Source organism: Acinetobacter sp. BZX-2, from assembly GCF_055179795.1.
In genome coordinates, this window is sequence record NZ_CM143686.1 from 865,048 (window position 1) to 879,619 (window position 14,572).

15 protein-coding genes are annotated in these 14,572 nt (G+C 37.8%); 7 read left to right on the forward strand and 8 right to left on the reverse strand.

The window, feature by feature from the left end; translation table 11 throughout:
* Nucleotides 1-86 precede the first annotated feature (86 nt).
* The gene (locus ACY45D_RS04100; RefSeq protein WP_463108561.1) at nucleotides 87-1,151 is read right to left on the reverse strand and encodes an SDR family oxidoreductase; all 1,065 of its coding nucleotides are present in this window, start codon (nucleotides 1,149-1,151) and stop codon (nucleotides 87-89) included.
* Nucleotides 1,152-1,539: 388 nt separating this feature from the next.
* Between ACY45D_RS04100 and ftn the strand changes: the two genes are divergently transcribed.
* Entirely contained in the window at nucleotides 1,540-2,004 is a 465-nt protein-coding gene (gene ftn, locus ACY45D_RS04105; protein WP_010116029.1) for a heteropolymeric bacterioferritin subunit Ftn, read from the forward strand.
* Between the two features lie 119 nt (nucleotides 2,005-2,123).
* On the opposite strand, the gene ACY45D_RS04110 is transcribed toward ftn, so the two are convergent.
* Entirely contained in the window at nucleotides 2,124-2,699 is a 576-nt protein-coding gene (locus ACY45D_RS04110) for a peroxiredoxin (protein WP_463108562.1), read from the reverse strand.
* A 162-nt stretch (nucleotides 2,700-2,861) separates the two neighbouring features.
* Here ACY45D_RS04110 and ACY45D_RS04115 point away from each other — a divergent pair, with 162 nt between their 5' ends.
* The 6 genes from ACY45D_RS04115 to bioD all read left to right on the forward strand — a co-directional run bounded on the left by ACY45D_RS04115 (nucleotide 2,862) and on the right by bioD (nucleotide 8,452).
* Entirely contained in the window at nucleotides 2,862-3,188 is a 327-nt protein-coding gene (locus ACY45D_RS04115; RefSeq protein ID WP_463108563.1) for a DUF6176 family protein, read from the forward strand.
* A 543-nt stretch (nucleotides 3,189-3,731) separates the two neighbouring features.
* Nucleotides 3,732-4,451 carry a lipase family protein gene (locus tag ACY45D_RS04120; RefSeq protein ID WP_463108564.1) on the forward strand — a complete coding sequence of 240 codons (720 nt, stop codon included), beginning with the start codon at nucleotides 3,732-3,734 and terminating at the stop codon, nucleotides 4,449-4,451.
* Between the two features lie 115 nt (nucleotides 4,452-4,566).
* The gene (gene bioA, locus ACY45D_RS04125) at nucleotides 4,567-5,862 is read left to right on the forward strand and encodes an adenosylmethionine--8-amino-7-oxononanoate transaminase (RefSeq protein WP_463109422.1); all 1,296 of its coding nucleotides are present in this window, start codon (nucleotides 4,567-4,569) and stop codon (nucleotides 5,860-5,862) included.
* The gene (locus ACY45D_RS04130) at nucleotides 5,859-7,028 is read left to right on the forward strand and encodes an 8-amino-7-oxononanoate synthase (protein ID WP_463108565.1); all 1,170 of its coding nucleotides are present in this window, start codon (nucleotides 5,859-5,861) and stop codon (nucleotides 7,026-7,028) included. Before bioA ends, ACY45D_RS04130 begins: the two co-directional genes overlap by 4 nt.
* A gap of 15 nt (nucleotides 7,029-7,043) precedes the next feature.
* On the forward strand, nucleotides 7,044-7,814 hold the full coding sequence (gene bioC / locus ACY45D_RS04135) for a malonyl-ACP O-methyltransferase BioC (RefSeq protein ID WP_463108566.1): 771 nt from the start codon (nucleotides 7,044-7,046) through the stop codon (nucleotides 7,812-7,814).
* Nucleotides 7,811-8,452, forward strand: coding sequence for a dethiobiotin synthase (bioD, locus tag ACY45D_RS04140; RefSeq protein WP_463108567.1), 642 nt, complete (start codon nucleotides 7,811-7,813; stop codon nucleotides 8,450-8,452). The genes bioC and bioD overlap by 4 nt, the downstream gene beginning before the upstream one ends.
* Nucleotides 8,453-8,523: 71 nt before the next feature.
* On the opposite strand, the gene ACY45D_RS04145 is transcribed toward bioD, so the two are convergent.
* The 6 genes from ACY45D_RS04145 to ACY45D_RS04170 all read right to left on the reverse strand — a co-directional run bounded on the left by ACY45D_RS04145 (nucleotide 8,524) and on the right by ACY45D_RS04170 (nucleotide 14,449).
* Entirely contained in the window at nucleotides 8,524-8,961 is a 438-nt protein-coding gene (locus ACY45D_RS04145) for a hypothetical protein (protein ID WP_463108568.1), read from the reverse strand.
* Nucleotides 8,962-9,139: 178 nt separating this feature from the next.
* A complete protein-coding gene (locus ACY45D_RS04150; RefSeq protein WP_463108569.1) occupies nucleotides 9,140-9,562 on the reverse strand; it encodes an ExbD/TolR family protein in 423 nt (140 codons plus the stop codon).
* A gap of 21 nt (nucleotides 9,563-9,583) precedes the next feature.
* Nucleotides 9,584-10,009, reverse strand: a complete 426-nt coding sequence (locus tag ACY45D_RS04155) for an ExbD/TolR family protein (protein ID WP_120383880.1) — start codon at nucleotides 10,007-10,009, stop codon at nucleotides 9,584-9,586.
* Between the two features lie 14 nt (nucleotides 10,010-10,023).
* On the reverse strand, nucleotides 10,024-10,878 hold the full coding sequence (locus ACY45D_RS04160; protein ID WP_463108570.1) for a MotA/TolQ/ExbB proton channel family protein: 855 nt from the start codon (nucleotides 10,876-10,878) through the stop codon (nucleotides 10,024-10,026).
* A 31-nt stretch (nucleotides 10,879-10,909) separates the two neighbouring features.
* A complete protein-coding gene (locus ACY45D_RS04165) occupies nucleotides 10,910-11,596 on the reverse strand; it encodes an energy transducer TonB (protein WP_463108571.1) in 687 nt (228 codons plus the stop codon).
* A 150-nt stretch (nucleotides 11,597-11,746) separates the two neighbouring features.
* A complete protein-coding gene (locus ACY45D_RS04170) occupies nucleotides 11,747-14,449 on the reverse strand; it encodes a TonB-dependent receptor (protein ID WP_463108572.1) in 2,703 nt (900 codons plus the stop codon).
* Between the last annotated feature and the right edge of the window lie 123 nt (nucleotides 14,450-14,572).

Here is a 14,572-nt window from a genome sequence, read left to right on the forward strand (position 1 = left end):
TATGAGTTCAGTTTTATTAACGTTCGTTTTTCTCAATTTAATTCAAATGATTAAAGTAAGAAAACCGAATATGAATGCTTAAGCACTTAAATATACTTCTTCACTACACCATCATCTAACAGCTGTTGGAAGTGTTCAACCAAACTGGTTTCAATATTGTGATAAGTGACGCCAAGTTCTTGCTTACTTTTATCTGCATTGAAAATAATCGGGTAACCCATGTTCTTTTCAATAAAATCACGTGAATAACCGAAAGCAGGGCCAAGCAGTTTAAACATTCTTTTCGGCACTTGGTTACGTGGGAATGGGAATTTTTGACCAAAATGCTGACGTAAAATTTTCCCCATTTCCAATAAGCTGAGTGAACCACCGCTGATAATATAGCGACCCGATGCATTTTCATTAAAAGCAGCAAGGATATGCGCATCTGCAACATCACGGACATCGACGATACCATTCCACATTGGCGGAACACCAAATAGAGTCATACCATTGGCAAATTGTTCTAATACTTCAACACTACCCGATTGCGTTGTAGCCGTTAGGGAAGGGCCGAGAACTAAAGCAGGGTTAACGCAAACCAAAGTCCAGCGGTCCTGTGCATCTGCCATCTCCCAAGCTTTGCGTTCAGCCATAACTTTCGAGTATGGATAAGGTTGGTGTGTTGTAGAACTGGTGGTATTCCAATGTGATTCATCAAATTGATTTTCTTCAGTTTCTAAAATATCAATCGCATCACCATAAGTCGATGCAATACTTGACGTCACAATCACACGTTTCACAGACTCAGTTTTATTGACACTATTTAAAACATTTTCTGTCCCTAAAACTGCAGGTTCGATAATGTCTTTCACCGCATCTTTATAATTGGTGACAACGAATGGAGATGCCATGTGTAGCACGATTTCACAGCCTTGCATGGCCTCATCAAAAGAGCCATTTTCGAGCAAGTTCGCCTTAAATAACTTCAATGTACCTGCGTTTTCTTGTGCAATTTTTTCTAAATGTGCAAAGCTTTGTTTTTTATTTAAATCACGAACAGTCGCGTGAACAGTATAACCTTGTTCGAGTAGTTTACGAATCACCCAACTTGCAATATAGCCAGTCGCACCAGTAACAAGAATTGGGGCTGATGTATTTCCTTGGGACATCATTTTTTCCTTCTAATTTTTAATATTCAATATCATAAATATTAAATTTGATAATGTCTTTAAATATTATCATCAATATAAAGTGAATCAGTTGGCATGAGTGACAGTTCATTACAAAACATGAAAATACTCAATAGATACCCCGAAATAAGAAGCATTTTTAATGGTTACAAAATGAATCAGATCACATTTTCAATCAAAAAAGGCTTTGAGAATACGATATGTTTTTGCAAGCGGTTATTTTTTATATGGAAAATTAGGAATAAGAATTGCAAATGCGTATGTTTCTCATTTTAATTTTATAAAAATCATAAACTTACGAATATTATATTTTGCAAAATTTATAAAATTTGTCCATAATAGCTGAAAAGGGTATGGAGTTTTTGAAATGCGTGGCAATCCAGAAGTTGTAGACTATCTAAATATGTTGATCGGTGGTGAACTGGCTGCTCGTGATCAATACTTAATCCATTCTCGTATGTACGAAGATTGGGGTTTAAGCAAAATTTTCGAACGTATTGACCATGAAATGCAAGAAGAAGCATCACATGCAGACGCTTTAATTCGCCGTGTGTTGTTCCTTGAAGGCACACCCAATATGAATCGTGATGATATTGTGACGGGTGAAGATGTTGTCACTTGCTTAAAAGCAGACTTAGCACTTGAGTATCATGTACGTGAAAAGTTAGCTCAAGGTGTAAAACTTTGTGAAGAAAAGGGCGACTATGTAACTCGTGATATGTTACGTCAGCAGATGAATGATACTGAAGAAGATCATACCTATTGGCTTGAAAAACAGCTTCGTTTGATCGAACTGATTGGTTTACAGAATTATATCCAATCTCAAATGTAAGATTTTATTTTACAGATAGTAAAGCCTTTAGATACAAGTCTAAAGGCTTTTTTTGTATGACCTAATCTAAGTGAATCCTTGGTTTGTTTGAGTTTTACAATAAATAGTTTTTCGGATCTTTACTTCTTTTTCGCAAACTTTTGAACGTCTGCCAAAACTTGTACTGCATGTGTCTGTGTATTCACACTGCTGTAGTGGTAGACAATATTGGCTTGCGGATCAATCAAAAAGGTTTCTCGTTTGGCAATTTTTGCGATGCCTAAATTACGAACAATGCCAAACTGACTTGCAAGCTGGTGATTATTATCAGCCAATATCGGGAAATTCAGCCCAAGTTTTTCTGAGAATTTTTGATGTGATTTAACATCATCCAAACTTACACCAAGGACTACCGCATTATTTTTAATAAATTCTGGGTATAAGGATTTGAATTGATTGGCTTCTTGAGTGCAACCCGGTGAGTCATCTTTAGGGTAAAAATACAGAACAACCCATTTGCCTTTGTACTGGCTCAATTCATGCCATTTTGAGTTTTGATCTTGTAATTTAAATTTTGGCGCAGGTTTTCCAACCCATTGTTTTTGATCTGAATCAAATTTAGAAAAGATTGAATTTTCAGCATGACTGAATGTGCTGGTTATGCATAAGGCAGAAATAGAAAGTAAGCCAATACCGACGAGTTTTAATGATTTCATATCGCATACTTTCCTGAATGAATTCTAGCTTGATCTTAGCAAATTTTAAGCATTTATGTGGATGATAAATGTTGGCATTTATTCCAAACAAATAGATGATTTTGTTACGGGTCATGTTATTAATGAGAATGTTTATCTGAGAATAATGAGTAAGCGTAGATAATGGATGTTGGCGCAGTTTTAATACAGCTTAAACTGAATGTTTTAACCCATGTCGATGCATGGCAAGCAGAACTCAATGCACGTAAAGATGAGGCAATTGAAACGTTAAAAGCAGAAGGCGTTTTGGTTGAGTCGTGGTTTTTTCTAGAATTGGAAGGACAAAATTATTTATTGGCCTATACTCGAGCAGAGAATATTGAGAAAGCACACGCACTTGCCCGTAACAGTCATTTCCCAATCGATCAAGTGCATCAGCAGTTTAAAAGCAATTGGTTGAAAGTCATTCCAGCAAAGTTATTGCTTGATTTAGAGAATAACGTTGATTGAAAAGATAACATTGATTGAAAAGATAACATTGATGTACTAAGTAGTTAACGTCAGTTCGGGATAAACTTTGATGTAAGTAATTAAAAAGATAGATCAGGCACAGCGGAGTCTTACCGTTTAAAGTCAGATGTAAGGATTAACCCACTTCGTCTTGCACTTCGCTTGAAATATATTTCAATCTTGTTCAGGTTCGACCTGAGAGGTACTACCTCGCAAGGCTTTCGGGAAAAGTAGGCAAACCATTTGTCAGTCGCCAACTCGACAAATACTATCAAGTACCTAATATATCGCAAAAACAGTATATTACAGATCTTACGGAATATATTCCTCATGCCTCGAACAATGCGACTGACGTTTCCGCGTATCATATAATTGGGAATATATCTTATCCCGAACTCAGGTTAGTTAGTATTTAAAAAATAGCGTGGATATAAAAGATGATTTGAATTCTAAAAATATTGCAGATTAAGCAAATAGCCTAGATTTAGAAAATAGCGAAGCCTTATACTATTAATCATCTTCAGTCATTGCATAGAGTTTAAATTGAATCAACGTATTTTACTCATTACAGGCTGGGGCGGTGGGACAAAGCTGCTCAATTCACTTCAACATGCTTTACAACAAAGAAGCTATGATGTTGAGCTTATGAATATATTCAATGCTTTGGATGAAAAAGTATTAAATCAGTATGTTGAAAAGGCCAAAACGGTTGATGTGATCATCGGTTGGTCATTGGGTGGACAACTTGCAACTTTACTGGTCGATCAAGTAGAAAGAAAATATTCAGAGAAGAAAATTCTGATTACATTGGCATCCAACCCTTGTTTTGTTGCCAATGCTGAATGGCAAACAGCAATGGATCAATCGACATTCCAAAACTTTAAACAATCCTTTGGAAATGATGCTATTACGACATTAAAAAAATTTGGTTATATGGTCTGTCAAGGCGTAGAGACAACAAGAGCCGATTTTCTAACTTTGCAAAGTTTGATTCAGCCGCAGAAAATTGAATTGCTTCAAGAAGGTTTAAAGCTTTTAGAAAATTTAAATCTTGTCAGTATCCTAAAAAATTATTCAGGTCTGCAATATCATTTATTCGCCAAACAGGATTATTTAGTTAGTTACAAAGTATTTGATAATTTACAACAATTAGATGCAAAGTTTTTGCAAACTGAATTAATCAGTGGCTCGCATGGCTTTCCAGTTTTTAAATCTGAAGAAACAACTGATAAAATCTGCCAATATTTACAAAAATTGAATTAAATCTGTAGACGAGTGGTGAATATCGCAATTTCTTTTTGATCCACACAGGTTTAAGATCATTAAATTGTTTTGTTGTAACTGATACGTGTACATGGAGTTTGGGATGACTGATTTGATGGCTGAATTAAATGATCAACAATTTGATCATGCACATATTTGGCATCCCTATACGTCGATGACCCATCCATTACCGACGTTTAAAGTTAAAAAGGCTTACGGTGCAACGATTGAGCTTGAAGATGGTCGCCAACTGATTGATGGCATGTCGTCATGGTGGTGTGCGATTCATGGCTATAATCACCCTGAACTGAATCAGGCGGTTGTTGATCAATTACAAAATATGTCGCATATCATGTTTGGTGGTTTCACACATGATCCTGCAATACAACTTGGAAAATTATTACTAGAAATTACCCCACCCAGTTTAGATAAAATTTTCTATGCAGATTCAGGTTCAGTCGCTGTTGAAGTTGCTTTGAAAATGGCTGTGCAGTTTTGGTCTGCTCAGGGAAATATTCAAAAAACCAATTTTGTTACACCACGTTCGGGGTATCACGGTGATACTTGGAATGCGATGTCGGTGTGTGATCCCGTCACAGGAATGCATCAGATTTTTGGTTCAAGCTTACCTAATCGTATATTTGTTCCTGCGCCGCAAGTCGGTTTTTATGATCAATGGGATCAAAGTGACATTCTCGAACTCGAAAAAACATTAGCAGAACATCATGCAATGATTGCAGCTTTAATTCTGGAGCCGATTGTACAAGGCGCAGGAGGAATGCGCTTTTACCATCCTGAGTATTTACGCCAAGCCAAATTACTTTGTGAGAAATACAATATTCTGCTGATTTTTGATGAAATTGCGACAGGTTTTGGCAGAACTGGTAAGCTGTTTGCATGGGAACATGCACAAGTTGAACCTGACATTATGTGTATAGGTAAGGGTTTGACAGGAGGCTATATGACACTTTCTGCAACTTTAACCACAAAGCATGTCGCAGAAACTATCAGTCGAGGGGAAGCAGGCATGTTTATGCATGGGCCAACTTTTATGGCTAATCCATTGGCATGTGCTGTGGCTGTAAAAAGTACTCAATTGCTGGTTTCGCAGGATTGGCAAATGAATATTCGCCGTATTGAAAATCATCTTCGACAGGTTTTAACACCATTACAAACACTTGAATATGTACAGGATGTACGTGTATTAGGCGCAATTGGTGTGGTGGAATTAAGCTTTAATGTGGATATGAAAATCCTACAACAAGAATTTGTCAAAAGAGGAATTTGGATCCGTCCATTTGGAAAATTAGTCTATGTTATGCCACCCTATGTGATTTCCGAACAGCAACTAAAAATATTGTTAGAACAATTGGTTGACGTTGTGAAAGGCATGCAGGAGCACGTTGCATGAGTGTTATAAACTCACATCTTGAGCATTTTTCACAGCAATTAGATGACTTAAAACAGCAAGGCAATTTGCGTCAATTTACTGTCAATATTCAACAGCAACGCTATATCACCATTGATCAGCATCAAATGTTGAATTTAGCTTCTAATGATTATTTAGGTTTGGCGGCTGATGTTCAGCTACGTGAACAATTTTTCGATGAAACGCCGAATGAACAACGTTGGATGAGTTCATCGTCATCTAGATTACTGACAGGAAATTTTCCTGAATATGAACAATTGGAAGCCAGTTTAAGCCAAGCCTTTCATGGGCGAGCAGCACTATTATTTAATAGTGGTTATCATATGAATATTGGTATTTTACCTGCGTTGGCAGATAGTAAGACACTGATTCTTGCAGATAAATTGATTCATGCCAGTATGATTGATGGGATTCGTTTATCGAAAGCTAAGTATCTACGTTATCGCCATAATGATTTAGTGCATCTCACACAACTTTTACAGCAATATCATGATGATGATGCTTTTGAGCGCATTATTATTGTGACCGAATCTATTTTTAGTATGGATGGTGACGAAACTGATCTTGCTGAATTAGTTCAGATTAAAAAACAATTTTCTAAAGTCATGCTCTATGTTGATGAGGCACATGCGATCGGTGTACGTGGTGTTCAGGGTTTAGGTTGTGTAGAACAGTATGAAGTGATTGATGATATTGATTTTTTAGTCGGTACTTTTGGTAAAGCTATTGCATCGGTGGGCGGTTATTTGATTTGCCATCCTATTATCCGCGAGTATCTGATTAATAGTATGCGTCCTTTGATTTTTAGTACAGCTCAACCACCGATTTGTATGGCGTGGACAGATTTTATTTTTAAAAAAGTACAAGTACTCAATTCACAACGCCAGCATTTACAAAGCATTAGCCAAAACCTACAACACGCCGTTCAAGCCAAAGGTTTTGATTGCCCATCGACCTCGCATATTGTACCTGTGATTATTGGTGATTCAGCTAAAACTGTTGAAAAAGCCAAGGCTTTGCAAAAAGCTGGTTTTTATATCATGCCTGTACGTCCACCAACCGTACCTCAGTATAGTTCACGTCTGCGTATTTCCTTAACAACGCAAATTCTACACACGGATCTCGATCAACTTGTGAATTTATTGTGAGGGCAGTTTAACACTATGGATATTGATAAATCACAAGTGGCTTTGCGTTTTGCTCAGGCGGGAAAAAGTTATACTCAACATGCTGTGGTGCAAAAGCAGATTGCACAGCAGTTGTTTGATTTAATTAGACAATTTTATCCAAAAACCCATATCAAGTCCGTGTTTGAAATTGGTTGTGGTTCAGGGAATTTAAGCCATCTTTTGATGCAAAATCTAAACATTCAGCATTTGATTCTGAATGATTTATATGTGCAGGTGCAGCAACATTTTCCAACAGATCAAAAATTAGAATGGTGCATAGGGGATATTGAACAGCAGGATTTCCCACAACATTTGGATTTGATTGTTTCGAGTTCAGCGTTGCAATGGATCGATGATTTAGAAGCGATTTTTCAAAAATCTTATCGCAGTCTAAAAAGTGATGGATATTTGTGTTTTTCGACCTTTGGGCAGAAAAATTTACAAGAAATTAAGACTTTAACTGGGCAAGGTTTGACTTATTTATCGATTGAAACGATCCAAGAAAAATTACGGAATAGTGGTTTTGAAGTCTTATATTTGTCAGAGCAAGTAGAGCATTTAAACTTTCAGTATCCCAAACAAGTTTTACAGCATTTAAAAGCTACGGGTGTCACAGCAACAGCTTCAAATTTTCGTTGGACAAAACAGACGCTACAAGACTTTTATTTGAATTATCAAAAATTTATGCATCAAAATGAGTTCGGAGAGCAATTTTACTCACTGACTTATCATCCAATTTATTGTATCGCTCGGAGACTGCCATGACTGCATCCATTTATTTTATTAGTGGAATAGATACGGGTATTGGTAAGACGTACACGACGGGTTATTTAGCCAAGTTGTGGAATGAGCAGGGTAGCAAGACCATCACTCAAAAGCTGATTCAAACGGGCAATATTGATATTTCAGAAGATATTGAACAGCATCGCCAAATCATGGGCATGGGGTGGTTTCCTGAAGATGAAACTAAACTCACGATGCCTGAAATTTTTACTTATCCAGCATCTCCACATTTGGCGACCAAAATCGATGGTCGTGAAATTGATTTTCAGAAAATTGAAAATGCGACTCAACAACTTGCTGAGAAATACCAAGTTGTTTTACTGGAAGGCGCTGGTGGGTTAATGGTTCCATTGACAACTGATGTGTTAACGATTGATTATATTGTGGAAAAACAGTTTCCTGTGATTCTCGTCAGTTCAGGCAGATTGGGAAGTATTAACCATACTATTTTAAGTCTGGAAGCATTAAAAAGTCGTGGTCTAGCATTGTATGCTTTGGCCTATAACTTAAATGATGAATCACAAGATGCATTAATTTCCCAAGATACTGCTGAATACTTAAAGACTTATTTAGCAAAACATTTTCCAGAAGCTTTGTGGATTGATATTCCAGTTTTGTAATGGATTAAAGATTGAAAATAAGTTTTTTGAGATCAATAAAACGAAAGCTTATCGTTTTATTGATCAGTTTTTTATTGGTTGGTTTGCTGCGGGTAGATGTATTTACGATATATCGGCAATACAAAAGGTAAGATTAGAAAGTGAAATAAGCTACTTGTCCAAATGACAATAATCAATGCTGCGATGTAAGACGGGACATCAATTGCCCAAACAAAACTGAGCAAGGGGAGAAGAATAGGTAAGATTGAACAGAATGCATAGCTGATAAAAGGGTGCTTCATTGCATATTTTGAGCAAAATAAGAAAGCATAACTGGCGATCCAGATGGCATATATAAAACATGCTTGTAGAATTTCAGATGTTGGATAATTATTTTGTATTTGCAAAGATAAAATTTTAGCGTTATCGATTTGTTCTTGCGTAGGAAATTGACCTTGATAAGCAATGTAGCTACAAGCGCTTAGCCAAATAAAAAACAGTGGAATCAATATAAAATATCTTCTATTCATCTTGTTATTTTTTGATCAATAAATAATCACTATAAAAATAGTCACTTTTGATTGCAAGTTGTGTGTGGCTTTGTTCTGTATATATTCAGTATACATGTTGTGGTTGTGGGGAGTTCATCTGGTATTAAAAAAGCGCTAATAAACTGAATTATTAGCGCTTTCTTTTACTCATTGCTGATCAATTGGCATTGGCTGAAATACCAATCTTTTTCACATTTAAGCGTTGAGCGGCGGCCATGACCATTGCAACATCTTTATATTCAGACATTTTGTCAGGCTGCACTTTAATTTGATCTTGATCAGATTTCTGTGCAACACCTGCAAATAAAACTTCTAAAGCTTGTTTGTTTTCAACAGGCTGGCCATTCCAAAAGAGTTTACCTTGCGCATCAATACGTAATGTAATCGGCTCAGGCGGTTTCTCATTGGTTGGCGGTGGTGGTGCTCCGTTAGGTAAATCAATATTAATTGAGTTATTCGGAATTGGAATAGTGATAATAAACATGATCAACAATACCAACATCACGTCAATAAGAGGAGTCATATTGACGTCTAACATCACATCATCATCGTCTTTATTGGAACCTACATTCATACCCATAAGTTGTTCCTTCTTATCCGATTATGGTGCAGCGACAGGTGTAGTGACAAATGCAATTTTGCCAATACCCGCCTGTTGAGTCGCACTGATGACTTCGTCAATCGCTTCATATTTGGTAACTTGGTCACCACGAATATGAACTTCAGGTTGTGGGCGTTTTTGCGCCTCAACCTGTAACCGACTAATCAATGTACTTTTATCTGCGATATATTTTTCATTCCAAAAAATATCTCCAGCCTTATTCACAGCGATTTGAATATTGATCGGCTTGGTTACATAAGGAACGTTTTTTTCCTCAGGTAACTTGACTGGAACTGTATGAATCGCAACAGGTACTGTAATTAAAAAGATAATCAGTAATACCAACATAATATCAACCAATGGTGTGGTATTAATGGCTGAAATTACATCATCTTCGTCACCATCTGAATTGATCATCATTCCCATGGCTGATGCCTCACTTATTTAATTTCGTTATTTTTAGTGCTATCGTTTTTGATTTCGCCACTTAATAAAACAGTATGTAAATCAGAACCAAAAGTACGAACATTATCCAATACAGCTTTGTTACGACGCGTTAACCAGTTGTAACCCAATACGGCTGGAACAGCTACCGCAAGACCAATTGCTGTCATAATCAAGGCTTCACCTACAGGGCCAGCTACTTTATCGATAGACGCTTGACCTGAAATACCAATCGCAGTTAATGCATGGTAAATACCCCAAACGGTACCAAACAATCCAACGAAGGGTGCAGTTGAACCGACTGTTGCTAAGAATGCTAAACCACCGCTTAAATGACTTTGGATTTTATCAATCGCACGTTGAATAGAAATCGTTACCCAAGTATTGAAATCAATACGTTCTAGTAAGTTGCCACCATGTTTCTTGGTTGAATTAATGCCTTTTTCAGCAATAAAACGATACGCACTTTCTTCAGCAAGCGTTTCAGCGGCATTGTCAATAGATGCAGCTTCCCAGAATTTTGCTTCAGCTTCTTTACCTTGACGTTTAATTTTTGCTTGTTGAATAAACTTGGTCACCATGATGTACCAAGTACCAATCGACATGAGTACCAAAATAAATAGGGTAGATTTTGCAACGATGTCGCCTTCACGCCACAATGCTTCCAAACCATAAGGGTTATGAGTAGGTGCTGCCGCAGGTTTTGGTGGTGGCGTATGTATTTCACTATTTGTCGCTGCTGCTGGTGCAGCTGATTCTTCAGCAAATGCTGACTGAATTGGGAGTAATGTACTCGCAGCTAAAATTGTTGCTGAAGCAAATAGTTGAGCAGGTTTCATCATTTTATTCATTCATAATCTCCAAAATTTTTTATGCAATTCATTAATTCAGTACAAATTCATAAGGAATGTCATACCAAGATTCTTGAGGTTCACCATTTTTCATTGCTGGTTTAAAAGTACATAAGCTAAATGCTTTTGATGCCGCTTTATCGAGAGATTTAGCACCACTTGATTTTTTAACTTTAGCTTCTTTCACTTTACCGTCTGTACCGACATAAACTGAGATCAACACTTCACCCTGTTCCTCATTTTGTAAAGCATCACGAGGGTAGTCAGGTTTTTTGCAGCCTGCTTCACCGCCAGCCACACCACGTGTTTCACCAGTTGGTTTGGGTGCTGGTGTAGGTTCAGGTTTAGGTGTTGGTGATGGATTTGGACTCGGAGATGGATTTGGACTCGGAGATGGTGTTGGATTCTGAGTAGGAGTCGGTGTTGCCTGAACTTTTTCTGTTGGTTTTACCACAGGTTTTGGATCAGGTGTTTGCAATACTTTATCGACAAGCTTTGGTGGCTCAGGTGGTTTTTCAATTGGTTTTGGTTTCGGTGGATCTGGTTTTTTGTCCTGAATAATGAGTAACTCAACAGGCTGTTCTACTGGTTTTTCACCATTTTTAGCTAAACCTGTGATTAATCCATAGAGAACGATTAGATGCAGTAATATTACTACTCCAATACCAATCAGGCGTTTGGCAGAGTTATTTTCTAAATCTGAAAAATTCGTGCCCATTGTTACTCCTGAAATGAGAGACAAACAATCAATAGTAAAAGTGTGACTATAAAAAAATTGTTATTTCAATTCTGTTGTTTGGCTTAAGTGAGGTATTTAAATCTTGCAAACACCACCTAGAAATTTAGGCAATGTTTGCAAAACACCCATTTAGAACTTGTAAGTACCTCTTACGAAATACGCACGTCCTACTGGATCTGTATAGCGAGGATCATAACCATATTGGAAATTATCCGTTACGTTAGACGCTGAAGGTTCTTCATCAAAGATATTTTTGATACCTGCAGTCACTTCAAGATTTTTGAATCCACTATACGTACCAGAAATGTTGTATAGCGTGTAATCACTTACACGGTGATTGTCATATTTCTCATCACCTGTTGTGTTTTGATCTTTATAACCACGTGTAAATTGTTGTTCAAAAACCATTTTCCAGTTTTCATAGCTCCAATTTACATTCGCAACATGCTTCCAGCGAACGATTGCTGGGTCATCATAAGTACCAACAATACCTTCCCATTTCCCACCTTTTTCATCTTGGCGATCATACTTCATGATGTATGTACCATCGATACCAAAGCCGAAACGACCTGTTTTAGTGGTTGGCGCAAGATAGTTTAGACTTAAATCTACACCTTCAGTTTTGATACCACCCATATTCACTAATGTCGTGTTTACATACTTAATACGACCATCGGTATCACGAATGAAACGATCTGAATATTTTTCTGGATCATCAAAAATCATAGCATCGCTGATTGTAGAAATCAGGTTATCTACTTCAATATTGTAATAATCCGCAGTGAATACTAGGTTTTTGATTGGCTCTAAAACAAAACCAGCTGTATATGAGGTTGATTCTTCAGGTTGCAAATCAGGTGAACCACCTTGCATACGCTTGAATTGAACATTACATTCAGTTTGGTATTGTGGCGAAGTCGCTGTACCACCTGGGCAGAGTACAGGGTCATTATATTTAGAACCTGTATAAGTTTCGCTTTGCGGTGCATTGATGTCATATAAGCTTGGTGCACGGAAACCAGTACTATACGAAGTACGGAACATTAACTCTTTCATTGGTTCCCAACGGAACGCAATTTTCGGGTTAAAAGTATCACCAAAGTCACTATAGTCATCATAACGTGCAGCAAGCTGTGCTTCTAAATTCGCTAAGATTGGAATATGGAATTCAGTGAATAGTGCTGAGATATCACGATCACCTTCACTGATTGGTTTATTTGGGTCAATACCGCTACTTGGCACTTGGCTCACAATTGCCGAGTTAACTTTTTGGTCCCATTCTTGTTTAGTGAAGCTACCACCAAATGCAAAACCAACCTCACCCGCTGGAAGGGTGTAGATAGGACGAGATACAGTAAAATCAGCAGTTGTTGATTTTAGTTTCCCTTTATTGGTATCGCCATTAACTTCAAAAGATTTCCAAAGATTTGAATCAGCTGAAGCACCAAATGGGTTAATTGAACCATCATTAAGTGCAGCTTGAAGTCTAGAGCGATTTAAATAACCACCTGCAAAACTATCTGTTGCTTCACTTTGAGCATACGTCAAGCCACCATTCATATCCCAACCGTATGCTTCACCTTCAACACCCGCAAAAACACGATGCGAGTCAGTAGTGGTTTCGCTCATACGGTTGCCCGCTTGAGAGCGAAGGTAAAGTTGAATAGGCTGACCGCTAATCCCGTCTACATCAGGCGTGATTCCTTGACCAGGATAGTATTGGCTTGAAGATGGAAGTGATACAGAACGGCTATAAACATCTGGTGCAATTGAGGTAGCTACTTTATTGCGCGAGAAGATATATTCACCAACTAGATTGAATGTATCTGAAAGTTTGAATGTACCGCGACCTAAAGCAGAAACTGTTTCAGTTTTAGGCGTAATACCAATCAATGCTTGAGTATTTAAGTAACATAATCCACCATCTGCAACGACATTTGGGGTGTTACTACAATTACTGTCACCATAAGGGTTGCCAAGTAGTCCTTCAGGGTCCCCATTAGCATCTAGTGGGCCACCATTCGGATCGTAAAAGTTTGCAGGGAAACCATTTGCAGAACTTGCATCTAGGCCAAGTTCTGGAAGTACACCACCACGACGACTGATTTTACGGTCTTTTGCCATGATGTTGTTGGTTCTACGATAATCAACAACACCGTAGATATTGAAACCTTGTTCGTCTAAATCACCATAACCACCAAAGATTGAAATATCTTGTTGATCGCCACCAGATTCTTCAGGTTGTAGTGCGCCTGCACTGATGTTTAAACCTTCAAAAGATTTCTTGGTGATAAAGTTGATTACCCCAGCAATCGCATCTGCACCGTAAACAGCAGATGCGCCATCACGTAAAATTTCAACACGTTCTACCATCGCCATTGGAATGATATTGAGGTTGGTGGTTGATGTACTGAAAGGGCTATACGCTAAACGGCGGCCGTTTAATAAAACTAATGTTTTATCTGTACCTAACGCACGTAAGTTTGCAGATGAGCCTTCAGTATTACTTGCTCCCACGTTTTGCGAAGTTGTGAAACCTGCTTGGTTTGAGCTGACCTTCGTCAACGCTTCCTCAACAGTCGTGATCCCTTGCTTCGCTAAATCTTCACCTTTTAAAATGGTGATTGGTGATGCGCTTTGAGCTGCAACCCCTTTAATTGACGACCCCGTTACAGTCACTTTTGCGACTTTTGTTGGTTGATTTGTTTCCTCTGCTTCCGCAGCGTGAGCTAGCGATAGACACATCATACTTAAACTAAGCGCGCTTAACTTAAGTAACGATTTGCCAATCGTTGGCGATCCCAAAGAACGAACAGCGTTGTTCATTTTCATATTTTGAAACATCCTTTTTTGTTGTACTTAGCGATATTGCTGCATTGCCTTCTAGCAATTCAAGTGCCAACTATATAATTATATGTTTTAAAAATATACAATATATTGATAAAAATTTACGTT

What these genes read in the sequence shown, in the direction of transcription:
- ACY45D_RS04100 (WP_463108561.1), bottom strand. Translation starts at nt 1,151, where the DNA reads ATGTCCCAAGGAAATACATCAGCCCCAATTCTTGTTACTGGTGCGACT.
- ftn (WP_010116029.1), top strand. Translation starts at nt 1,540, where the DNA reads ATGCGTGGCAATCCAGAAGTTGTAGACTATCTAAATATGTTGATCGGT.
- ACY45D_RS04110 (WP_463108562.1), bottom strand. Translation starts at nt 2,699, where the DNA reads ATGAAATCATTAAAACTCGTCGGTATTGGCTTACTTTCTATTTCTGCC.
- ACY45D_RS04115 (WP_463108563.1), top strand. Translation starts at nt 2,862, where the DNA reads ATGGATGTTGGCGCAGTTTTAATACAGCTTAAACTGAATGTTTTAACC.
- bioA (WP_463109422.1), top strand. Translation starts at nt 4,567, where the DNA reads ATGGCTGAATTAAATGATCAACAATTTGATCATGCACATATTTGGCAT.
- ACY45D_RS04130 (WP_463108565.1), top strand. Translation starts at nt 5,859, where the DNA reads ATGAGTGTTATAAACTCACATCTTGAGCATTTTTCACAGCAATTAGAT.
- bioC (WP_463108566.1), top strand. Translation starts at nt 7,044, where the DNA reads ATGGATATTGATAAATCACAAGTGGCTTTGCGTTTTGCTCAGGCGGGA.
- bioD (WP_463108567.1), top strand. Translation starts at nt 7,811, where the DNA reads ATGACTGCATCCATTTATTTTATTAGTGGAATAGATACGGGTATTGGT.
- ACY45D_RS04145 (WP_463108568.1), bottom strand. Translation starts at nt 8,961, where the DNA reads ATGAATAGAAGATATTTTATATTGATTCCACTGTTTTTTATTTGGCTA.
- ACY45D_RS04150 (WP_463108569.1), bottom strand. Translation starts at nt 9,562, where the DNA reads ATGGGTATGAATGTAGGTTCCAATAAAGACGATGATGATGTGATGTTA.
- ACY45D_RS04155 (WP_120383880.1), bottom strand. Translation starts at nt 10,009, where the DNA reads ATGGGAATGATGATCAATTCAGATGGTGACGAAGATGATGTAATTTCA.
- ACY45D_RS04160 (WP_463108570.1), bottom strand. Translation starts at nt 10,878, where the DNA reads ATGAATAAAATGATGAAACCTGCTCAACTATTTGCTTCAGCAACAATT.
- ACY45D_RS04165 (WP_463108571.1), bottom strand. Translation starts at nt 11,596, where the DNA reads ATGGGCACGAATTTTTCAGATTTAGAAAATAACTCTGCCAAACGCCTG.
- ACY45D_RS04170 (WP_463108572.1), bottom strand. Translation starts at nt 14,449, where the DNA reads ATGAAAATGAACAACGCTGTTCGTTCTTTGGGATCGCCAACGATTGGC.